This window comes from Virgibacillus tibetensis (assembly GCF_036026595.1).
Taxonomy (GTDB): domain Bacteria; phylum Bacillota; class Bacilli; order Bacillales; family Amphibacillaceae; genus Virgibacillus_P; species Virgibacillus_P tibetensis.
Genome location: NZ_JARZFX010000008.1, coordinates 121,355 through 141,943, shown reverse-complemented (window position 1 = coordinate 141,943; position 20,589 = coordinate 121,355). Strand labels below are relative to the sequence as shown.

The following is a 20,589-nucleotide window of genomic DNA, read 5'->3' as shown; positions in this document are numbered from 1 at the left end:
TCCCCCTGTATTAAGAGGGGACCCTTCCGCGGTCTCCAATTATCCTTTTTTAATCCAAAATTTAAAAACCTCGCCCTCCTCTGTATCTTTTAACAATTCATGTCCACCAGACTTAGCCCATGCTGTGAGGTCGCTTTTAGAACCCTTATCTGTAGCATGTACTTCTAAAATTTCACCAGCGTTAATTTCAGCTATTGCTTTTTTTGTTTTAACTATTGGCATTGGACATGCCATTCCCTTTGCGTCTAATACTTTAGTTGATTCCATCCTTAAATCCTCCTCTTATATTTCAGCCTTCAACCGCACAACGGTTTGGGCCTGTTTCCATTTCTTTTTGTATATCTGTTTCTGGATTAATTTTTCCCATATTTGTTTCACGGATTTCCTGGTATGCATTCGGTTGTGGCGGAAGATTTTCCGTAACCATTTTTCTGAATTCGTTCTCATCGTCTACTTGTAATCCAGCATTTCTTTCATAAAGATCACCTAATCGTGCGGATACACGTCCACCTTCTCCTAATTCTTCTGCAAATGAATAATGTGCAGGAAGTACAATTAAATCATCGGATAACTCTTTATAACGCTTGTAAAGTGTGTTACGAAGATCTCCAACCCAGTCTTCTGCTTTGCCAGCTAAGTCAGGACGTCCAATTGATTTTACAAATAGAATGTCCCCTGTTAATAAATACGTATCATCAATAATAAATGAAGTACTACCAACCGTGTGCCCAGGAGAATATACCGGCTGTACTTTTACAGCCGAATTTCCCACGATAATATCATTTCCCTCTTCAAGTGGGGCGTATTTAAACATTACTTCATCTGCATCTTTAGGAGGTAAATGATACGTACCTCCTACTCTCTCTGCAAGATTACGTCCGCCAGAAATGTGATCTGCGTGTAAGTGTGTATCAATTAAGTGTTTGATTTTTACACCTTGTTCTTTTGCAAATTTTTCATATACATCTGTCATGCGAGCAGTATCCACAATTGCTGCTTCACCATTTGATTCAACGAAGTATGAAAGACAACCTTTTCCTAAGCGAACGAATTGGTATAGACTACCGCCTTCTTTTAAATCGGCAATTTTTACTGGCTCTAAATGTTCGCTCCAAGCTCTCATCCCACCTTCTAAATTATAAACATTGGTGAAACCTGCTTCCTCCAGTAGTTCGGCTACCATCTCTGATGAGCCGCCTTTTGCACAGACTACGATGATCTCTTGGTCTTTGGTTAGCTTTTGGGCAACTGGATCCACACCATCAAGCAAATTAAAGTAGGGTTCGTTAATCACTTCCACTATACCGCCTTCGATTTTCCAATCATCAAATTCATCTGTATTTCGAACGTCCAGGATTAATGTTTTTTTCTGTTTTACAATTCTGCTTCCAAGTTCTTTTGATGTCATCACTTTCATTTTTCCTTTCCCCTCCTTGATTAAAATGTTAATAAAATTTATCACTTGGTCCATCCCACCCAGACATACCAGGGACGACGTTCTTCACGTTTGCAAAGCCCTTTTCACTCATTTTTTTTGCAGCTAAGTCGCTGCGGTTGCCTGTGCGGCAAACGATATGATGTTCTTTATTTTCATCTATTTCCTCAAGTTTATCTTCCAATTCCCCAAGGGGTATATTTACTGCTCCAGGAATATGTCCAAATGCAAATTCAGCTGGTTCGCGCACATCAATGATAGAAATATTTTCTTCCCCATCTATTTTGCTAAGGAGCTCTTCCAGATCTATCACATTTTCGTGTTTCGTTTCATTTTTCAGTTCATCTTCATTTGCTTTTCTTAAATAATGCTTTAATACATCGCCATCATCGACAGTTCCAAGGTATTGATGACCAGAACTGTCTGCCCATGCTTTCATATCTGCTGTAGATCCTTTATCAGTGGCTTGAACCTCGATTACTTGACCTGGTTCCAGGTTTGTAATAGCTTTCTTTGTCTTAACAATCGGCATTGGACACGCCAATCCTTTTGCATCCAAAAATTCATTGGCAGTAATACCCATGTAAACTCCTCCTTATTTTTTCTCTACTTCTTCTTCCCAGACCAGCATGCCACCAGCAATATTGGTTACATCATATCCTTGTTCGATTAGAAACTCGCATGCTCTTCCACTTCTACCACCAGAACGGCAAATCATATAATGATGTTGATCTTTTTCTATTTCATCCAATCTCTCTGGAATTTCACTTAAACGGATATGTTTTGCGCCTGGAATCTTTCCTCCTGCTACCTCGTCATCCTCACGAACATCAATAATGCTAACTTGTTCCCCGTTTTTCACTTTTTGTTCTAGTTCCTTTGTTGTAATATCTTTCATAACTCTTTCCCTCCTAAATAATTCACTATTAAATTCCCCTACTCATAATTAATTATTGTTGCAATATACGGGTATGGGTATAATATAACCTAAAAAATTTTAGAAAACTTGGCATTCGCCAAGCCTTTGGGCGATGCCTTAGTTGCACTTATGCAGAAAGAAATATGGTTATACTTTCTTTACTGCTAAATAAATAAGTTTACATTTCCCTCTTCCGCTTCACCAATATATGCTGCAACACCTGCATAAACAATATCATCAAGCAGTTCTTCTTTTTGTAATCCCAGCAAATCCATTGTCATGGTACAAGCGATCAGTTTTACATCTTGTTCCTGAGCCATTTCTACTAATTGAGGTAGAGTCATTGCATTATGCTTTTTCATGACGCCTTTAATCATTTTTGGCCCCATTCCTAAATAATTCATCTTGGAAAGGCCCATTTTATCGACGCCTCTAGGCATCATTTTCCCAAACATCTTTTCCATGAAACCTTTCTTAAGTGATACAGGTTCGTTCTTTCGAAGTGCATTTAAACCCCAGAACGTATGAAAAATGGTTACTTCATGGTCATAAGCTGCAGCTCCGTTGGCGATAATGTACGAAGCCATTGCTTTATCGTACTCTCCACTAAATAATACAATTGTGGTCTTTTTCTTTTCAGACATTTCGATTTCCCCTTTTCTTTTTATAATTAATTAACGTTATCAATAACACGTATACCAGTATGGGTATTTTATTACTTAAAAAAATAGGGTTACTTCTATTTCACATAACCCGCTTCTTATCCTAAATTCTAAAAACCTATTTGTCAACTGCTTATCGACTCTTAACAAGTAAGCCAACTGCTTCTTTAATAAGGTCCTCAGAACTACTTCCATTCTCTTTCTCTTCTCGAATGCATTGTTCCAGATTTGTACTGACAATTAACGCTGCAGTACGATCCATAGCACTTCTTACGGCAGACATTTGGGTTACTACTTCACGACAGTCTTTTTCTTCTTCCATCATTTTCAGTAAGCCTCTAACCTGTCCTTCAATTCGCTTCATTCTATTTTTCACTTGGGTATCGTAATTCATCCGAAACACTCCTTTCTCTCATCTGTTGTTAAGTGATATCCGATAACCCGCATTCCTTTATTCTTTAAAATCCTTGCACTTAAGTTCTTCTCTACATGACTAGATGCAACAAGAATAATAGCTTTATCCGGCAGATCAGTAAAATGCCGATTCAAATACGGAAGCGGAATACAAAAAGTGCCATCTTTAGTTTCACGACATGAAGTCTGATAGTCTCGAATATCTAATATAATTACATCTTCTTTAGAATAGTGCGTATAAGTTAAATCGTATTTGACCATTCCCCATACTGGCATATACCTTTTATATAGAAATAAAAAGGAAAAACCTATAAAAATTATAATTAGTACGTTCATTGTGATCTCCCTTTTATTAAAGTATGTTCTTAATAATATACCCTGGCAGGTATTTTGTCAACGGGTGTGATTTTAATGTTAAAGATCTGCAGTCAGTTGAACTCTATGAAGAAACGTATGATGAATTAACCTTTTCTCCAGCTGCCCGTCCTATCGTACCACCTAACCTTGGAATTGATGAAGTAAAAGCACTTTTCACGTTAAGAAATATTCCTGATAACGGTCATGTTAAAGCTTATATTGATAATGAAAAGCCTTAACACGCCGTAGTTGTAGGTGGCGGTTTCATAGGCTCATCTTAGGCGAAGGTGTTAAATCATTTAAAAACAATGGAGCAAAGGTCGTTACTCAAAATGGTCTGGAAGTGGAAACGGATTTAATTTTTCTGTCCATTGAGGTTCGTCCAGAAAATGAACTTGCAGTCGAAGCTGGATTACACATGGGGGAACGCGGTGGTATACTGGTAAATGACTATTTACAAACCAATGACCCTAATATTTAGGCTATTGAGGCGAGGATGCCATAGAGGTTATGGATTAGACTAATGAACAACTAACTATAATTCCATTAGCTTGGCCAGCAAAACGCCAAGGACGTATAGCAGCTGATAATATCTATGGAAGGAAAACAGCATATAAAGGAACACTAGGAACCTCCATTCAAAAAGTCTTTTTTACATCGTAGCTACAATAGGTAATAATGAGAAAGCACTGAAATGTCTACATATATCTTATGAGGTAGTTCATTTACACCCAGTTTCACATGTCGCCTATCCTGGCGCCTCACCAATTGGATTGAAACTGATCCTGTAACTTCATCGGAACTAGGGTCCTGTCCGTCGGAGCTGGACTTGGCTCTTGCTGTCAGAGAGTTTTATAGAGCAAAATTCTTCTGATAAAGGAGCCTTAAGGGCTTCATTTTATTTTGATTTAAAATGAATCATCGATATGCCTGTAATCCGCAGTATCTGTCCTTCTTTTAAGTGAATATTGCTTTCAGTTGATGTACTAATCACCTCAAATACTTGGGATCCACCAATTGGATCAAAAATTTGCAAATAACCAAATCCTCCATGAGGACCGGTTATTGTATAGTTCCCTGGCTCAATATCTATTCCTACTTCCCAAATACCAGCTGAAAGTTCTGTTGTAAGCTGTGTGGGAACAGGAATAACAGACACGTAATCCAATCCATCGACATGTATCGTATGTGCGTCCGTTAAATCTACAGTAATGCTGGAAACACCATATGCACTGCCTAATATATCATGAAATAAAAGTTCTCCACTTCCATCATAAATATATACATTCCCTGTTATGTCGCCCTTGATTTCATACCTGCCTGAAGGAACAGAGAATTCCTCAGACTTATCTATGAAGTCAATAATAACTTCTTTAGCTTCCGTATTATCACGAGTACCCGTTTCATACAATGTCTCACTAAAATTATCCAGCATCTCATCTTTTTCATTGCCTATAACTTCAAAATTAGCTTGATAATGTTTCACTTTTTCAGAAGGTGATTTCTGAAAGACCGGACCACAGCCTGTCAACACAGCTAGGCTGATAAGAATAGCTGTAATTTGGAGTTTCTGCCTGTTTTTTGCCCCCTCCAAGCGAAGATTATTTCTTTTCATGGTAATATTTTTCATAGTATTCCACCGTCCCCAAGGGTCCAATTGTCAATTCTTCATCTTTAAAAGAAAGCAGCCGCTCAATCCATTTTGATTGTTCTGTCATACTCATTTCCTGTACAGGAATACATAATAAGTGTTTAGCGATATAAAGATGCTCAGCAGGCAATGTGTAATCGACTTTTAGCTTTTGGTACTGTTCAGGTTTTAGGGCCATTTTAAGATACGTTTCATTATCTTCATTTAAATCTTGTTCATGAATGATTTTTCCGTTCTTTAAAAAAAGTACTCGATCAGCATATAAATCCAGGTTTTCTAATAGATGAGAAGCTACAAATATTAATTTCTGCTCTTTTTTCATTTTAATTAACCGGTTGGAAATCAACGCTACATTTGCTACATCGAGGCCATTCATCACTTCGTCCATCAGCATAATTGGCGTGTCTGCTGCTGCCATCATGGCGAAACAGAGCCTTTGTCTCATTCCCAAAGAATAGGTGCGTGTCTTACGTTTCACATAGTCTGTCATATGTAATTCTTCAATGATCCCTTGGATGTGATCTGTTGTCCCCTTCCACATATTCGCATACAACTTCATATGATCTACCCCTGAAAGTTCATCAAACAAATCACTTTGATCGGGAAACGTTGCCAGCTGTTTATGGATGGTTAGTTCTTCTTTTTCGGATTTGTACTTATTTTTCTCGTTGAAAATCACATTGCCTGAATCCGGCTTGAGAAAGTTTGCCATGACATGGAACAAGGTCGTTTTTCCAGTGCCATTCGGAGCGACAAGACCAATAATTTCTCCTTTGCTTGCGGTTAGGGATAAGTTGTCCAACACTTTGTTTTCTTTGTATGCAACGGAAACATTTTTTAATTTAAGCATTGCTATCCTCCTTATTTAATAACGCTGGAGCTTTCGGAAAAAACGAAAATTTAAGTTTCGCGTAAATCATACTGATAAGTAATATAATAAGGCCAAGTAAGCCAAGCATCGCATGCCAATAATCCAGTTTAGTGTTTCCTGATTCACCCGCTGAATGACCAGATAATACGCTGGAGAAGTCAACGTATTTAATTGTGTACAACAGCGTGGTTTCCACACCCATAGCCATTACTAAATCTGGCAGGAAAAATAACCCAAGTCCAATTAGCACACTAGCATATGCATTTTTAAATATCATGTTCAGTAAAACGGATAAGTATAAAACCATAAGCGTTGTCAGGGCAGCCGCTAAAAGGACATACTGGAAATAACGAATCGTCGAGATAGTCTCAAAGCCTCCGTTTTGATAAATTAACACCGGATAGGAAAAATCTCCAACTCCTGATTCCTTGGCGGCATATAAACCACCAGCGAATAAACCTACTATTAAGAAGGTGAAAATGTATATAAAATGAATACTGATTTTTGCATGAATCCTTTTCATGAACCCTAACGGAAATCCATTCATTACGGAACGGTGCCGCTGTTCATATACGAGTATTTCACTGCCACTGAGCAGGACAACACTATAAAACAAAAAACCACTCATTATACTTAGCGCGACAACGAGAAAGTGACTTGCTACGAAAACATCTGGCTGAAGAGGTAATTGATGCTCTTGGATATGTGTTAGAAGAGCATTTTCTTCTACGATTTCTTCCTCTGTTTTTAGGAGGTAATCAGGAACGCCACTATTGCCAAGTTCTAGAGCTTCCACTCGCAACTCGTTTAATCTCAAACCGTTTTCAATATAGTCCTCACTAGCATCGTCCAGCCCTAAATAATATATTTGAAAGTTTATTAAGGATGACTGCTCCACATAATTCTGATAAATTGCCTGTCCCTCTGGCATATCCTCTTGTGTCAGAGGAAATGAATGGAATATCGAATCTATCACATTAGCTTCCTGTCTTTTTTGGTCTTCTAATGATTCTGGTTCCGTTTGACTGTAATACAAGAAAAACAACCAAAAAAACAGCAAGAGAAATAACCCCAAGAATAAATTCTTTCGATTACGTAGAATTAATTTAGTTTCAAACAGAAAAAAATTCCATAACATATGCGTTACTCCTTGTGCAATAGTGGCCGTTTTATTTATAAAAGCGACGTTTATTTACGACCCGTGAAACGACATACAGTACAATTTCAATAATAAGAATCGTGCTGAGCAGTACAGTAATTCCATTCTCAAACGTGATCGTTTCCAGATTGACTAAGAAATTCTTATCCCCGGAGACAACCTTCCCGAATTCAAAATACGTTTGAGGAAACTTATTAATCTCTATACCAAACAATTCACGCGTTCTTCTCGAGAAATAAATACTTTCGGAAAACAAGACAAATGTACTTACCATCAATACAATCACTTGATTCTTAAAGATTAAACTGAGTAGTGTGTTAAGACGAATGAATAAATAGATTATAATCAAAACAAGGCACATAACTTTCATCATAAAGGAAAAATATGATATCGTTCCATAATCATTCATGCTGAAATCTCTCTGGGCAATCATGACGGGAATTTGTATATTGATAAAACCCAGGCCATTCTGAAGAGAAATCATTATTATCCCTAAGATGATTAATATTAGTAAGACTAGAACTGTATATAAATATACAGCAAGCGTTTTTATATTCATCAAGCGAAACCAGGACAATGGCAAGCCTTGGAGTATTGTACGATTATCTTTATCGCGTAATATAATATCACTGCTGAAATAAATGGCGCAAAACAGGATCAGATAGATAACGTTACTGGATACAATGTTCAGTAATGTTTGAAGTGCAGTCTTTTGCTCGATCATTGCATAAGAAATTGGAGCGTCCATATCCAGATATGACTGATACCGCATAATTGTCTTGTGAAAGTGATGTGATCTATCTTTTCCAGGAAATGGAGACTCTAAGAATGCCTCTATCTGATCTTCATGAAAATTACTTAAGTGGTTTTGAACGGAGTAAGATCTTAAATGGAGAAATCGAGTGAAGTCCTTATCTTCAAACGCTGTAACCATCTTAGTATGTAAATTATAGTAGGCATCATTCATGGCATAGTAAGCCAAACCAGTATATAAACCGAAACCTGTAGCACCTCTATCTTCAATTGCTGCTTGCTCTGCTGCCAGCTCCTCTAGCTCCTGGATCACTTTCTCGGGATCAAACGAATCCGTAGTCTGGTCATTTGGTAAAATTACGAAACAATAACTTACAAGCAGTGCAGACAAAAACAAAACAAACAGTAAGTTCTTTTTACTTTTGTACATAACCTTAAATTCATGTCTAAACAAGGATAGATTCATTACCGCTTCCCCTTTAAAAACTAAGTCATAATTATTGCAGTCTCGTTATTTATGTAAATATTCAGTTTCCTATTAGCGTGCTATACGTTATAACTCGGTAAATAGTTTCATAGAAATTCATTTCACACGTTCTGCCTTTAGGAAAATCGAAATGTGAAAAATACCAACGAGCAGAAAATAAATATGGCTAAGGCATTTAACGTTAAGATGTATTCCTTCCGAGTTCTTTCAAACTTCCATTCTATGAAGGCACGGACGCTGAATAAAGTGAGAAAGAATGTTGCTAATAACGGGCCAATGTCTTCACCCTGAAAATAGAACAAAAACAAGAACATAACCAACAGAATTCCAATTATTAATAATCTTTCTACTATCTTATGCATTTTATTAACATGCTGATAGACAAGTCGCTCACTTCTTTTAATGCCGAACCTTTTCCCCAGCCAGCGCTGAGATAAAAATCCATAGATAATTGCAACTAGTATAAGTAACCACAGCCAAGGATTCATGTAACAAACTCCCCCTCCATCCTTCTATGGACAGTAACTGCAATTTAACATAAAAAACACATCGATCTGCTTTGACCGATGTGTTTCTTCAATGTTAATAAAAATCTTTACACTTACTAACTTAAATAAGTGTGTTTTTTTCTACTTCTCCATTTTTAATAACTACCTGTACGGTATCATTATCAGCTAGTGAATAAATATCCTCTAATGGATTTCCTTTAACAATAATAATGTCTGCAAGCTTATTTGCTTCTAATGTACCAACCTTACTCTCCCAACCTAGACATTCTGCAGCTGTTTTAGTTGAAGCTACTATTGTTTCCATTGGTGTCATACCCGCATCTGCCATTAACCCAAGTTCTCTTAAATTTGTACCATGCTTCATGACCCCGGCATCCGTACCCATAGCAATTTTCACACCTGCTTCATAGGCTTTTGTAAAACTTGCTTTATGATGTTCAATGACTTCTTTTGATTTTTGCACGGCAGAATCTGGCATACCAGTTTCTGCTGCAGTTTCCAGAACAGCTACAGGAGCAAGCAAAGTAGGTACGAGATAGGTACCGTTTTCCTTCATTAACTCGATTGCTTCATCATCCAGAAAAATACCATGTTCGATTGAATGAATGCCAGCCTTTACAGCATTTTTAATTCCTTCTGCACCTTGGGCATGGGCCATAACCCTCACGCCCTTGCGAAATTGGCCTTCCTCAACGATTGCCTTCAATTCTTCCAGCGAGAATTGGGTGAACTCAGGATGGTCAGTAGCACTTAATACGCCGCCAGTTGCATGAACTTTTATTACATCGGCTCCAGCACGCAGCATTTCACGAGTTTTCTTACGCACCTCTTCAACACCATCACATTTCCCACTAGGCATACCAGGATAATCCGAGTCCAATAGATCTACAGTATTACCAGAAACAGTATATCCATCACCGTGCCCACCGGTAATGGTTAGTGCATTTATACTTAACTGTAACCTTGGCCCAGGAATGAGTCCGTTCTCCACAGCCTTCTTCACTCCTAAATCCGTACCTAGCGCATCACGTACGGAAGTTACTCCCGCATGTAACGTGGTCTTCAGATAGTTTGCTGCCTGGTAATACTTATACGCGAATGGTGTTTCCAGCCTGTTGGCAACCGGCGAAAATTCCATCATCATATGCACATGTGTATCGATCAGGCCCGGTAGAATAGTTCCACCTTTTGCATCAATAATTATCTCTTCACCAGTAGATTTATAATCCCGCTCAGGTCCTGCATAAACGATTTGCTCCCCATCAACTACAATTACATTATCCTTTTTTGGCTCTCCACCATTTCCATCAATCACTAACCCATTTTTCACAATTTTAATAGCCATGTTTATTCCTCCAGTTATAAAGTTTGTACAATTAGTCCAGCAACTACTACTGACGCTATAGTAACAGTTGTGAATCCACCAATTAACATAGGTGTTAACAATTCATCAAAAATTGCTTTCTCCTCTTTTTCATTCCTGGCTATACTTCTGCTTACTTCCTCACAAAGTATATAATCACCCGGGAAACCAAATAGGGCTGTCAATGCTACTGGCATACCTTTGTATGGATGCCATTTAACAAGTTTTGAAGTGATATATCCCCCAAGGGAAATTCCAATAGTCCCAAGCACTAATATTAGCAGAATACTTGGTAGGTTATTTAATACCTGCTGAGGTGTAACATCCTGCATTGTACCTATAACAACAAAGATAATAGCAATCATAGTAATGGTGAATGAGTTTGCTTTCTCCAAAGATTTCCCTTCAAATACATTAAGCTTTAAGCCGAAGATACCGATTGCCAGACACCATAAACTATAATTGACAGGTGTTATCTCTCCAAGTGCCACTCCAAGGGCTGCACCAACAAATACAAAAAACAGCTTCATGGTCATGCTTGATTTCAATGGATTCTTTTTCTCTTCTGACTGTTTTTGAATAATAGAATCATCTGCTCCATTCATTGGTACAAATGTACCGTTATCCATTTCCTTCTGGATATTGAAAGCATATTTCCGCATGAAATTTAACGCTAAAGGCATCCCCACTACACCCTGAAAAGCAACGATTAATGCAGGAATAACCACAATAGCTGATTGTCCAATCTCAGTCAGTTTTTCAGATGTGATAATTAAAGCAATTACTCCCCCACTAATAGGTCCTACTCCTGCTACAGCAGTCTGGTAATCAAATACCCATGGAACAATCGTTAAGATTAAAATACCCGATACAACAACGCCACCTAATGCAATTGCAACTGCCTTTAGTTGACTTCTAAGTACCGAGAAGGGTATCAATGTTCCCATATGAACAATTGCCGGTCCAATTAAAATAGCTCCCAATGCTGCGAAGCCTGATTTGTCCAGAATGTCTTCTGGAAAGATGCCTGACCACTTCATCGCCAGAAAACCAACCATTGCAGTAAGCAACATCGGTATTCGGGCTCTGGAGATAATTGAAATCCATTCTCCTAGTGCGATTAATGCGAAAATTATAGCAGTAGCTATAATCGGAATACTGAGCATTTTAACCCTCCTCATTAATAATTTTCTAAATATAACATCGTAAATTTAGATTGTCCATGCGGTTTCTGAGTATTTATTTTAGGTGGAATTACTCTATTTAGTTAATTAGTCGAATTTCAGATTACTGCTATGCTTCATGAATAGCTTTAATATAGTTAAGAAAGCGATTACTTATATATGTTGATACAGTAACGTTTCAGGGGAAAATTACCAACAATATTTCTTGTAAATTTATGTGTAAATTTTATAATTTGTATTTTCCCCCTAAATCGATAGTTAATTCTTTTTGAAAACAAAAGTTTGAAATCTTCATGATGTCCATTTTATTGGGCAAAGTAGTAATTCAATGACTAGGGAAGGAATTGATCAGCATGAATGGAAAAAATGTAGCTGCTATAATCGAACCTCAGCTACAGGAACGGATTGATAAGGAAATAGAAGGCATAAATTTCACTAAGAATTTCAGATCAGCGACCGCTGAAGAGTGGTATGTGTTTCTCCCGGGATTTCAAGACCAACATACCGGTGGTGCAGCTGGAAAAGTAATTATCCATTACAATCTTTATGGTAATCGAGACGTATTTATCAATACAACCATTATTTTTGATGCACCCGAACTGTATGATACACAATTACATCCACTCGTATACGCACTTGCAGATGAAATTGTAAACCGGCTCGTAGGATACGCAGACACACTCCTGTCTGTCCACGCCGGTGAAAATTCATACCAGGCTGAATACATAGCTGAACAAAATCGCTAGCGCCCGGTTAGGGACGGACTGCGCCCGCGCACCCGAGGTTTTGGCAGGTGCTGTCTCCCGTTTGAACGGTGCTGTCTCCCGTTTGGCAGGTGCTCTCTCCCGTTTGGCGGGTGCTGTCTCCCGTTTGGCGGGTGCTGTCTCCCGTTTGGCAGGTGCTCTCTCCCGTTTGGCAGGTGCTCTCTCCCGTTTGGCGGGTGCTGTCTCCCGTTTGGCAGGTGCTGTCTCCCGTTTGAACGGTGCTGTCTCCCAAGTGGATGCAGCTCAATCAATAAATTTTAAAATTGGCACTTAATTAATTAACTAAGTGCCGGTTAAATTTTGGACGTAGTCGCTCAGGAGCGGCTTGGTTAGTCGATCTTCCACTGCTGCAGGAGACTCACTCCAGAGTATAAGATTCACTTAGACTTTCAAAAGAAAACATGCTCATCTCTAGCGGGTATGCCGACGCCTGAGCACAAGCTCAGGAATAGTCGGCCTTCCTTATCCGGGGGAAGCCGATTTATGTTGAGTTAGATTACGAAAGTGAAGGAAGTCTCGCTAGTCCCTGGGCGCTGGCGGATGAAAACGCCACGTCCTTGAAAAAGAAAAGCACTTTTCCTGCCTGCGATGTATCTCATAGATGCTTTCCTTAACGTATGGCTTTATCGGCACTAGGACGTCCTTTCCGTCGGAGCTGGACGTGGCTGTTTAAGTGTAAGAATTAATTGCAGTCAAAAATTTATACTCCCTATTACCTTATAAAAAAACCGTGCGTCCCAGTTAAAGGGCGCACGGTTGCTGTTTTAACTTAGTATTTTCGCGGAGCTTCCTTTTTAGTATAACCGCGTTCTACTAATTCCTTATTTTTTTATAAACATTTGTGTCCAATGATGGCCTGATTCCACATATCCTACTCCAATATGTGTGAAGTCTTTGCTCATAATATTTGCTCTGTGCCCAGAACTGTTCATCCAAGCATTCACAACTTTTTGTGCTGATGTTTGACCTTTTGCAATGTTTTCTCCAGCTGATTTATATGAAATTCCGAAGTTTTTCATCATATCAAAAGGTGAACCATAGGTTGGGCTAGTGTGGCTGAAGTATTTTTTATCCAGCATATCCTGAGATTTATATTTAGCTACTCTTGCAAGCTCCCAATCATGCTTCAATGCTGGTAATCCTGCTTTTGCACGTTCAGCATTTACTAGTTTAACAACTTCCTGTTCTTGATTATATTGTGCATTTACCTCTACATTGATTTGCTGTCCCGGGTAAATAAGGTTTGGGTTTGCCAACTGAGGATTTGCCTCAATCAGTTCACTTACACCTGTTTTTGTTTTTAGTGCTATTTTCCAAAGGGAATCCCCAGATACAACAGTATAAGAATTTGCTGCCATGGACGTAGCAGGAAACAGTAGAGCTAATGAAATGGCTGAAACAATTGCAAACTTGCTAATCTTTCTAAGCATAAATGATATCCTCCTTTTTGTTATATTGATAGATTAAATAGTTTTGGAGAATAAATCATCACTTAATATTTGGAAGGATTATGACAAGAAAGTTACAAAAATCTAAGATGTGAAGTAAGTGTTAGCATCTTGCGATTTATCAATAGAATAATAGTAATATAATTGAAATATAACGGTTGATGCCTCCATATAGTAAAATTTGGCTGTTAAACTTTCGATCTATAAAGCTAAAAATCACCATACGAAGTTAATTTCGCATGGTGATTTTTAAATTTCTAACAGAATGAGTCTTTAGATTTCGGGACAGATAATCCAAATAGTGGTCGAAGATACAGTGCAACAAAGGTGCCTGCTAATGCAAGTATTCCCCATATATAGCCATGAAGACTAAATGACGCAATGCCACCGAAGTAGGCACCAATATTACAACCAAATGCAAGACGAGCTCCATAGCCCATCATTAAACCACCGATAACAGAGGCTGCTACGTTTTTCGGATTAACTTTAGAGAATTTGAAAAGTCCTCCTGCAGCTGATGCTAAGAATGCTCCTAGAATAACGCCCAAGTTCAGCACTGTTGTTGAGTCAGTTAAAATAGAAGCCTCTAGTGCTTGAGCATTTGCACCTTGCCAATACCCCCAGCTAGCCACATCGATCCCAAAGAACTGTGCCACTTTTGAGCCCCATAATGCAAAGGCTGAAGTAATCCCCCATGGCGTACCTCGAGTCATGAGCGTTAATGCATTAAGAACAGCTAATGCTATCGCTGCTGCAAACAATGGCCAAGAACCACGGAGGATTCTTTTCCAACCAGTTGCTGACGGGACTGCTGCCATTTTTGGAGCCTTTTTCTTTTTCTCTACAACTAAAGTAATCCAAGCTATTAGACTGAATAGTGCAATCGAAAGTGCCCAAGCACCGCCATAGCCAAGTCCTGTAGATGTTGCTAGAGAAACCGGTTCGAATGCAGGTAAATCTTCTGTCCAGAATGGTAGATGATAAGCTCCTACTGTTGAGCCAATTATAAAGAATAATAGAGTTACAAACATGACTGTTCGTCCACCGCCGACAGCATAAAGCGTACCGGAAGCACAACCGCCACCTAATTGCATCCCAATTCCAAACAGGAACGCTCCTACTAGAAGGCTGATACCAACTGGTGAAACATAACCTGACACACCTGTTCCAAAGAATGAATAACCAAATGCCAGAATTGGTGCAAATAATGTTACTGCAACAGCTAACATTAACAAATGCGAACGGACAGCTTGCCCATTCCCCACAGACGCAAGTCTACGGAATGCAGAAGTAAATCCAAAACGAGCATGAAATAATGTGTAACCCAACAACAGACCAATTACCAGGAGTAACGGCTGTGCCATATCCTGTGTTGCCATTAGGTATATCATCAAAATTGCCCCAACGATTAACCCACCGATGATTAATGGCATTTGAGGATTATTTAAATCCGTACTTTTACGTTGTACTGGATCTTTTGCTTCATTTATAGGTTGAACACTAGTTGTCATTTTAAAACCCCCTTTTCTGATAAAGTTAGTATGATTTAATATATTAACCCGTAGATGATTTTGTGTCAATGATATTCATTTAATCCTGCTCACTTCTTTGTTAGTCGCTATAGATATGCTCGTTACACCGTATATTTTTCTGCAGCGTTGGATTAGTACTCCTTTTCTAAAGAAGGGGGAAGTCAGGCTAAAGTTCCGTCGCAGCTGCTTATATAAAACCAGTTAAGGTTGAATAGTAACATCATTTTCCTAGGTGAATACCATGTATTTAAAAGGAGATGAGAAAAGAATGAATACAGAAAACCATGATGTTCAAAACGATCTTAGAAATATGTACGATGAGTGCAGAAAACACATGAATTATCACGTGACTTTAACGATGACAGACGGAAGTACATTCGATGGCATTATTGTAGAAGTTGATAGGGATAATTTTACCGTTTTAGCTGGTGAGGATGTGATGGAGAGAGAGAATGAGAATGGTTCGGATAGCCGACAATATTATGGTGACTTTGGACGACCGAGAAGAAGATTTAGACGATTTAGACGCAGAGCTTTCCCTTTCGCGTCGTTAGCTGCTTTGGCTCTGTTACCTTATATTACTCCGACTCCTTACCCTTATTATCCTTCTCCATATCCGTATCCTTACTATTAATGGTTATCAGGAACAATAAAAGTGAAAGTGACTTGAAGAACATCAAGTCACTTTCACTTCACTGATAAAATTCAAACAGCGAATTATTTCACTACAAATTTCGTCCGACTATACCCTTCCATTGTTTTCGAAACCTCCAGTATTGCCGGGAACATTGCTTTCAGTTCCTGAACATGTGATATGACCCCGATCATCCGGCCGGATTGCTGGATATCAATTAATGTCTCAATGGACTTGTTAAGGGCTTCTTCATCCAAAGAACCGAACCCTTCGTCAATGAACATCGTATTAATTGATATATTTCCCTGGAAGCTTTGAATCACGTCTGACATGCCTAATGCTAAACAGAGCGAAGCATTGAACTTTTCCCCGCCTGATAGTGTTTTCACATCACGTGTTTGGCCAGTGTATCCATCATATACATCAAGTGCCAGGCCGCTTTGTTTTCCGTGAGATTCCTGCCGGTCACTACGAATCAAATAAAACTGACCATTGGAAAGCCGTTTTAATCGGCCATTTGCAGCCTCAATAATACGTTCCAGATATTCAATCTGCAGATAACGTTCAAAGGAAATCTTTTGATTGTTTTGGCCCCTTAAGACATCGTACAAATCAGTAATGGTAGCTAGTTCTTTCTCACTTTCTATTACCTGTTCATTAGCTTTGAGAATACTAGCCTTTAATTCGGAAGCACCCCTCTGATACTCTTTGGATAGATTTAACGTTTTCAGCGCTGATTCATAACCTGCTTTCAACTCGGAAAGTTTTTGTTCCAGCACTGTTAGGTCAACTCTTGTCATATCTTTCAAGGCTTCATTTAAATCTTTTACCTGCTGTTTTTTCATCGATAGATTTTCATTAAATAAGCGAATAGATTCTTTCCATTCCTGACGGTCTGCTTCAACCATTTTTGCCTGATGGTATATTTCTTCTGAATCAAAAGAAGCGTTTTTCAGTTCTGTTGTAAATTGTTTCTCTGCTTTTACCCGTTTTTCCTTTGTCTCTTCCAACTGCTTCTTTGTATGTGTTAGATCAGAAGTTGTTTTTGTCTTTTCTTCTTTTACGGATTGGAGCTTCTTCTGAGCATCGTCCCATGCTTTCTCCAGTTTATTTACCTGTGCCTCTGCTTCACTTAGTTCTTTTTCTAAACTGGACAAAGTTCTGACTTCCTCCGGGATATTCCGTAATCTTTCATCATAAACTGCTTTGGCAGTCTGATAAGCAGATCTCTGATCTTGGTAGGATTTTTCAAGCTTTTCCTTCTTAGCTTCTAGCTGCTTTCGTTCTTCTTTTGCTTTTATATATATTTCTTTGTTCGTTTTCAGTTCATCAAGCTGCTTTTTTAAAGCTTCTACTTCTATATTTAATTGCTTTCCTTTTTCAACAAGTTGCTTCTCAACAGCTGGTGCATCTTCAGCTTGAACTTTATAGGTTGCAAGTTCTCCTTCTTTTTCCTCTAATTTGAAGGCCTCCGATTTCTGTTTGGCAATGGCATCACGATAATGGCTGTCTTTTTCATCCAGCTTCTTTTTTAATGCATCAAGCTGCTCACGAGTCACCATTTCCTCTTGATTTGTGGCTTTATCTGGATGCTCAAGACTGCCACAAACAGGACATGCTTCCCCATCATGCAAATGACCTGCTAAGATACTAGCTTGATTACTCAGCCACGCTTCTTCTGAATCTCGATACACCGCCTGCGCTTTTACAAAAGCTGCTTCCTTTGTTTGTAAATCTTTATCGAGGTCAACTTGCTGTTTCTTTAATTTAGTAAAATCCATCAACACTTTAACTTGCTCTCTCATTTCAGTTAACATTAGCTGTTTTTCGGGCAATTGGCTGACAGCCTGATCCATTGTATTGATCTTCTTTTCATATTTCTCCACAGATTCATTTTTCTCTGTATAGTGCATCTTTACTTTTTTCAGTTCTTCTGCAGCTTTTTTTCCATTGTTTTCAAGTTGTCGTAAATGAATTTTTCTTTCATCAAGTTCTTTTACTGTAGGCAAGATGTCCTTTAATCGATCAAACCTTTTTCCAACTTCTTCTCTCTGTCCTTTTTTACTCTCTTCCTGCTTATAAATCAATTGAGCTTGCTTAAGCCTATCACCGGCTATTTTATCAGCAGCTTCTGACCGCTCTAAAGCAATTCCTTTTTGTTTTTCTTCTTTGCGCCATTCAACAGCTTGTTTCTCATAAACTTCAATATGACTTGCCCGCTCAGCTTCTTCCAGCTTTTTCTCTTTCTTAGCATAGGTGGGAACTTGAACATCCAGTTCCTTCAGCTGCTTTTCCTTCTGATCCAAATCCGTAAATCGGTCATTTAGCGTTTTAGCCTGATGAAACTCTGTTTGCATCTTGTCATGCGCTTTATAGGCTTCATTATAGTTTTGCTTATCGATTATCAGTTGTTTCTCATAGAACGCTGCCTCTTCATCTAATGCAGCAACCACCTGATTTACATTGTAATATTCCTCAGATAGCACCTCGAATAAAGGGGACTCCTCTCGAGATGGCAATGCCGTTGTGATGCTTTGAATAAAATGATCCCGCTTTTGTTGGACTTGTTTAAATTCCTGATCCACTTTGTTCCGTTTGTTTTTCAATAATTCATTTATGTAACTGTAGTTCTCCGTTTTAAATAATCTCCGAAGAATCGCTTCTTTATTTTCGGTTTGTGAAGTTAATAATTTACGGAACTCCCCCTGGGGCAGCATAACAATCTGCTTAAATTGATCCTGCGTCAGCCCGATAAGTGATTCTACCTTTCTATCAATCTCTGAAACCATTTGCCGATCCACGCAAGGTATTTCTTTCCCTTCAACCTTTTCAAAGAACTCATACCGTTCACCGGTCTTAGATTTATTCCCTTGTTTGACATGTCCCAACTGACGTAAAATACGATAAAATCTACCATTCAATTCAAACTCCAGCTCGATGGAAGTATGGGTATTATCATCAGCAAAGTCACTTCGAAGCATCTTACTATCTTCCCTGTCTGTGCCACTCGCACTGCCATATAAGGCAAAACAGATTCCATCAAATATAGTCGTTTTACCGGAACCTGTATTCCCTGAGATCACAAATAGATTGTTCTGTTCCAATTCAGTAAAATCAACTGATTCTGTACCTTTATATGGTCCAAATGCGGCCATTGTTAATTTAAGTGGTCTCATTATGTATGCACTCCTTTCTGCCTCCAGGCTTAGTTTGATATATATTCCTTTTGCTTTTTGCTCGAATTCGTTGAAGTCTCACGCTGATCACGCAATAACTCATCGAGTACTTCTTTGAAGATTGATTCCGTTTTATCCGAAGCTTCGGTCCCTTTTACTTCCTTATAAAAGGCTTTAAAAAGATCCAAGTCACTCATCTCACTACGATTTACTACAGTTGTTCCTTCGGTTGGATCAGGAACCAGTGTGTAATTCTTTCGTTCAACATGCATGGCATTCGGATAAACCGATCTCACTCTTTCCATTGGTGACAGCACAGGTGCCTCATCCAATAAACGAACAAACACATAATCCTGATTGACCGGGTGTGTTAATAGATTCTCCAGTGTTTCTTCAACAGTACGAATATCTCTTCTTGGAGTCAGCAAACGTTTCTCAACAGTTATCTTCCCATTTGCATCCATTTCAACAACATGGAACCCCTTTTTATGATTCTCTTCAGATATAGAATATTTTAAGACAGATCCGGAATACTGTATCGTTTCATCAATGATGTGGTGTGCCTGATGCAGATGCCCTAAAGCAGTGTAGTTAAACGCTGAGAAATGATGCCCATCCACATATTCTGCCCCACCAATAGAAAGTGGTCGCTCGGAATCACTCGTATTCTCTCTTTCCTCGCCAAAAGGTGTAACAAATGCATGGCCGACAAAGACATTGCGACTGTCCGGATCCATGTTACTGCTAATATTTTCAACAATACTATTCATTGCATCATTGTGCGAACGGATGGTATCATCCTCCAGCTCCGTACGGACAACACTCGGGTCACAATATGGGATAAGATAAAAATTAACTTCACCATGCTCATCCTGTAACGTAACCGGCTGCAATTCTTTTGTGAAATTACCAACAATATGGAAGCCATTCTGCTTCATAATTCTGCTGCCAAAATTTAATCTGCTTGGGCTGTCATGGTTTCCTGCCACAGCCAGAACTGGCGTCTTTAGCTTCAGTACGATTGTTTCAAGCACCTCATCTAAAAGATGCACTGCCTCAGTAGGCGGTACTGCTCGGTCATACAAGTCCCCGGCAATAATTACAGCATCCGGTTTCTCCTCTTCAATAGCACTTATCATTTGCCTCAGCACGAATTGTTGGTCCTCTGTCATATATACTCCTTGTACAAGTTTACCTAAATGCCAATCCGCTGTATGAAATAACTTCATATACCTTTCCCCTTTCCGTCTCATTAACGATTGTTTTCTCTA

21 protein-coding genes and 1 pseudogene are annotated in these 20,589 nt (G+C 38.8%); 4 read left to right on the top strand and 18 right to left on the bottom strand.

Features of this window, described 5'->3' with window-relative positions:
* Window positions 1–39: 39 nt before the first annotated feature.
* The 7 genes from QGM71_RS15255 to QGM71_RS15225 all read right to left on the bottom strand — a co-directional run bounded on the left by QGM71_RS15255 (window position 40) and on the right by QGM71_RS15225 (window position 3,766).
* Window positions 40–267, bottom strand: coding sequence for a sulfurtransferase TusA family protein (locus tag QGM71_RS15255; protein WP_327608419.1), 228 nt, complete (start codon window positions 265–267; stop codon window positions 40–42).
* Window positions 268–289: 22 nt separating this feature from the next.
* Window positions 290–1,417 carry an MBL fold metallo-hydrolase gene (locus QGM71_RS15250; RefSeq protein WP_327608418.1) on the bottom strand — a complete coding sequence of 376 codons (1,128 nt, stop codon included), beginning with the start codon at window positions 1,415–1,417 and terminating at the stop codon, window positions 290–292.
* A 28-nt stretch (window positions 1,418–1,445) separates the two neighbouring features.
* Window positions 1,446–2,018, bottom strand: coding sequence for a sulfurtransferase TusA family protein (locus QGM71_RS15245; protein WP_327608417.1), 573 nt, complete (start codon window positions 2,016–2,018; stop codon window positions 1,446–1,448).
* 12 nt (window positions 2,019–2,030) lie between these two features.
* Window positions 2,031–2,333, bottom strand: a complete 303-nt coding sequence (locus tag QGM71_RS15240; protein WP_327608416.1) for a rhodanese-like domain-containing protein — start codon at window positions 2,331–2,333, stop codon at window positions 2,031–2,033.
* 185 nt (window positions 2,334–2,518) lie between these two features.
* Complete coding sequence (locus QGM71_RS15235; protein ID WP_327608415.1) at window positions 2,519–2,998, bottom strand: DsrE/DsrF/DrsH-like family protein; 480 nt, start codon at window positions 2,996–2,998, stop codon at window positions 2,519–2,521.
* Between the two features lie 151 nt (window positions 2,999–3,149).
* Window positions 3,150–3,410 (bottom strand): metal-sensitive transcriptional regulator, encoded by a 261-nt coding sequence (locus QGM71_RS15230; protein WP_327608414.1) that lies wholly within the window; start codon window positions 3,408–3,410, stop codon window positions 3,150–3,152.
* The gene (locus QGM71_RS15225) at window positions 3,407–3,766 is read right to left on the bottom strand and encodes a rhodanese-like domain-containing protein (RefSeq protein ID WP_327608413.1); all 360 of its coding nucleotides are present in this window, start codon (window positions 3,764–3,766) and stop codon (window positions 3,407–3,409) included. The genes QGM71_RS15230 and QGM71_RS15225 overlap by 4 nt, the downstream gene beginning before the upstream one ends.
* 98 nt (window positions 3,767–3,864) lie before the next feature.
* Here QGM71_RS15225 and QGM71_RS21865 point away from each other — a divergent pair.
* A pseudogene (locus tag QGM71_RS21865) lies at window positions 3,865–4,569 on the top strand (NAD(P)/FAD-dependent oxidoreductase); the annotation flags it as partial.
* A gap of 116 nt (window positions 4,570–4,685) precedes the next feature.
* Here the strand turns inward: QGM71_RS21865 and QGM71_RS15210 are convergent.
* From QGM71_RS15210 to QGM71_RS15180, 7 genes are all read right to left on the bottom strand, one after another.
* A complete protein-coding gene (locus QGM71_RS15210) occupies window positions 4,686–5,417 on the bottom strand; it encodes a hypothetical protein (RefSeq protein ID WP_327608411.1) in 732 nt (243 codons plus the stop codon).
* Window positions 5,389–6,288 carry an ATP-binding cassette domain-containing protein gene (locus tag QGM71_RS15205; protein ID WP_327608410.1) on the bottom strand — a complete coding sequence of 300 codons (900 nt, stop codon included), beginning with the start codon at window positions 6,286–6,288 and terminating at the stop codon, window positions 5,389–5,391. Before QGM71_RS15205 ends, QGM71_RS15210 begins: the two co-directional genes overlap by 29 nt.
* On the bottom strand, window positions 6,281–7,447 hold the full coding sequence (locus tag QGM71_RS15200) for a hypothetical protein (protein ID WP_327608409.1): 1,167 nt from the start codon (window positions 7,445–7,447) through the stop codon (window positions 6,281–6,283). The genes QGM71_RS15205 and QGM71_RS15200 overlap by 8 nt, the downstream gene beginning before the upstream one ends.
* 31 nt (window positions 7,448–7,478) lie before the next feature.
* A complete protein-coding gene (locus QGM71_RS15195; RefSeq protein WP_327608408.1) occupies window positions 7,479–8,687 on the bottom strand; it encodes a hypothetical protein in 1,209 nt (402 codons plus the stop codon).
* A gap of 137 nt (window positions 8,688–8,824) precedes the next feature.
* Complete coding sequence (locus QGM71_RS15190) at window positions 8,825–9,196, bottom strand: DUF4181 domain-containing protein (RefSeq protein ID WP_327608407.1); 372 nt, start codon at window positions 9,194–9,196, stop codon at window positions 8,825–8,827.
* Window positions 9,197–9,317: 121 nt separating this feature from the next.
* Window positions 9,318–10,562 carry a metal-dependent hydrolase family protein gene (locus QGM71_RS15185; protein WP_327608406.1) on the bottom strand — a complete coding sequence of 415 codons (1,245 nt, stop codon included), beginning with the start codon at window positions 10,560–10,562 and terminating at the stop codon, window positions 9,318–9,320.
* A 14-nt stretch (window positions 10,563–10,576) separates the two neighbouring features.
* The gene (locus QGM71_RS15180; protein ID WP_327608405.1) at window positions 10,577–11,746 is read right to left on the bottom strand and encodes a hypothetical protein; all 1,170 of its coding nucleotides are present in this window, start codon (window positions 11,744–11,746) and stop codon (window positions 10,577–10,579) included.
* A gap of 371 nt (window positions 11,747–12,117) precedes the next feature.
* Here QGM71_RS15180 and QGM71_RS15175 point away from each other — a divergent pair, with 371 nt between their 5' ends.
* On the top strand, window positions 12,118–12,510 hold the full coding sequence (locus QGM71_RS15175; protein WP_327608404.1) for a hypothetical protein: 393 nt from the start codon (window positions 12,118–12,120) through the stop codon (window positions 12,508–12,510).
* A 40-nt stretch (window positions 12,511–12,550) separates the two neighbouring features.
* Window positions 12,551–12,802: a hypothetical protein gene (locus tag QGM71_RS15170; RefSeq protein WP_327608403.1), complete on the top strand. Its 252-nt coding sequence runs from the start codon at window positions 12,551–12,553 to the stop codon at window positions 12,800–12,802.
* Between the two features lie 547 nt (window positions 12,803–13,349).
* Here QGM71_RS15170 and safA read toward each other — a convergent pair.
* Window positions 13,350–13,958 carry a SafA/ExsA family spore coat assembly protein gene (gene safA, locus QGM71_RS15165; RefSeq protein WP_327608402.1) on the bottom strand — a complete coding sequence of 203 codons (609 nt, stop codon included), beginning with the start codon at window positions 13,956–13,958 and terminating at the stop codon, window positions 13,350–13,352.
* Window positions 13,959–14,233: 275 nt separating this feature from the next.
* Window positions 14,234–15,487, bottom strand: a complete 1,254-nt coding sequence (locus QGM71_RS15160) for a YeeE/YedE family protein (RefSeq protein WP_327608401.1) — start codon at window positions 15,485–15,487, stop codon at window positions 14,234–14,236.
* A 289-nt stretch (window positions 15,488–15,776) separates the two neighbouring features.
* Between QGM71_RS15160 and QGM71_RS15155 the strand changes: the two genes are divergently transcribed.
* Window positions 15,777–16,142, top strand: coding sequence for a small nuclear ribonucleoprotein (locus QGM71_RS15155; protein ID WP_327608400.1), 366 nt, complete (start codon window positions 15,777–15,779; stop codon window positions 16,140–16,142).
* An 83-nt stretch (window positions 16,143–16,225) separates the two neighbouring features.
* On the opposite strand, the gene QGM71_RS15150 is transcribed toward QGM71_RS15155, so the two are convergent.
* Window positions 16,226–19,318, bottom strand: coding sequence for an SMC family ATPase (locus QGM71_RS15150; protein ID WP_327608399.1), 3,093 nt, complete (start codon window positions 19,316–19,318; stop codon window positions 16,226–16,228).
* 29 nt (window positions 19,319–19,347) lie between these two features.
* Entirely contained in the window at window positions 19,348–20,547 is a 1,200-nt protein-coding gene (locus tag QGM71_RS15145; RefSeq protein ID WP_327608398.1) for an exonuclease SbcCD subunit D, read from the bottom strand.
* Between the last annotated feature and the right edge of the window lie 42 nt (window positions 20,548–20,589).

Excerpts from the sequence above, each read along its gene's own strand:
- QGM71_RS15255 (WP_327608419.1), bottom strand. The coding sequence starts at position 267 with ATGGAATCAACTAAAGTATTAGACGCAAAGGGAATGGCATGTCCAATG.
- QGM71_RS15250 (WP_327608418.1), bottom strand. The coding sequence starts at position 1,417 with ATGAAAGTGATGACATCAAAAGAACTTGGAAGCAGAATTGTAAAACAG.
- QGM71_RS15245 (WP_327608417.1), bottom strand. The coding sequence starts at position 2,018 with ATGGGTATTACTGCCAATGAATTTTTGGATGCAAAAGGATTGGCGTGT.
- QGM71_RS15240 (WP_327608416.1), bottom strand. The coding sequence starts at position 2,333 with ATGAAAGATATTACAACAAAGGAACTAGAACAAAAAGTGAAAAACGGG.
- QGM71_RS15235 (WP_327608415.1), bottom strand. The coding sequence starts at position 2,998 with ATGTCTGAAAAGAAAAAGACCACAATTGTATTATTTAGTGGAGAGTAC.
- QGM71_RS15230 (WP_327608414.1), bottom strand. The coding sequence starts at position 3,410 with ATGAATTACGATACCCAAGTGAAAAATAGAATGAAGCGAATTGAAGGA.
- QGM71_RS15225 (WP_327608413.1), bottom strand. The coding sequence starts at position 3,766 with ATGAACGTACTAATTATAATTTTTATAGGTTTTTCCTTTTTATTTCTA.
- QGM71_RS15210 (WP_327608411.1), bottom strand. The coding sequence starts at position 5,417 with ATGAAAAATATTACCATGAAAAGAAATAATCTTCGCTTGGAGGGGGCA.
- QGM71_RS15205 (WP_327608410.1), bottom strand. The coding sequence starts at position 6,288 with ATGCTTAAATTAAAAAATGTTTCCGTTGCATACAAAGAAAACAAAGTG.
- QGM71_RS15200 (WP_327608409.1), bottom strand. The coding sequence starts at position 7,447 with ATGTTATGGAATTTTTTTCTGTTTGAAACTAAATTAATTCTACGTAAT.
- QGM71_RS15195 (WP_327608408.1), bottom strand. The coding sequence starts at position 8,687 with ATGAATCTATCCTTGTTTAGACATGAATTTAAGGTTATGTACAAAAGT.
- QGM71_RS15190 (WP_327608407.1), bottom strand. The coding sequence starts at position 9,196 with ATGAATCCTTGGCTGTGGTTACTTATACTAGTTGCAATTATCTATGGA.
- QGM71_RS15185 (WP_327608406.1), bottom strand. The coding sequence starts at position 10,562 with ATGGCTATTAAAATTGTGAAAAATGGGTTAGTGATTGATGGAAATGGT.
- QGM71_RS15180 (WP_327608405.1), bottom strand. The coding sequence starts at position 11,746 with ATGCTCAGTATTCCGATTATAGCTACTGCTATAATTTTCGCATTAATC.
- QGM71_RS15175 (WP_327608404.1), top strand. The coding sequence starts at position 12,118 with ATGAATGGAAAAAATGTAGCTGCTATAATCGAACCTCAGCTACAGGAA.
- safA (WP_327608402.1), bottom strand. The coding sequence starts at position 13,958 with ATGCTTAGAAAGATTAGCAAGTTTGCAATTGTTTCAGCCATTTCATTA.
- QGM71_RS15160 (WP_327608401.1), bottom strand. The coding sequence starts at position 15,487 with ATGACAACTAGTGTTCAACCTATAAATGAAGCAAAAGATCCAGTACAA.
- QGM71_RS15155 (WP_327608400.1), top strand. The coding sequence starts at position 15,777 with ATGAATACAGAAAACCATGATGTTCAAAACGATCTTAGAAATATGTAC.
- QGM71_RS15150 (WP_327608399.1), bottom strand. The coding sequence starts at position 19,318 with ATGAGACCACTTAAATTAACAATGGCCGCATTTGGACCATATAAAGGT.
- QGM71_RS15145 (WP_327608398.1), bottom strand. The coding sequence starts at position 20,547 with ATGAAGTTATTTCATACAGCGGATTGGCATTTAGGTAAACTTGTACAA.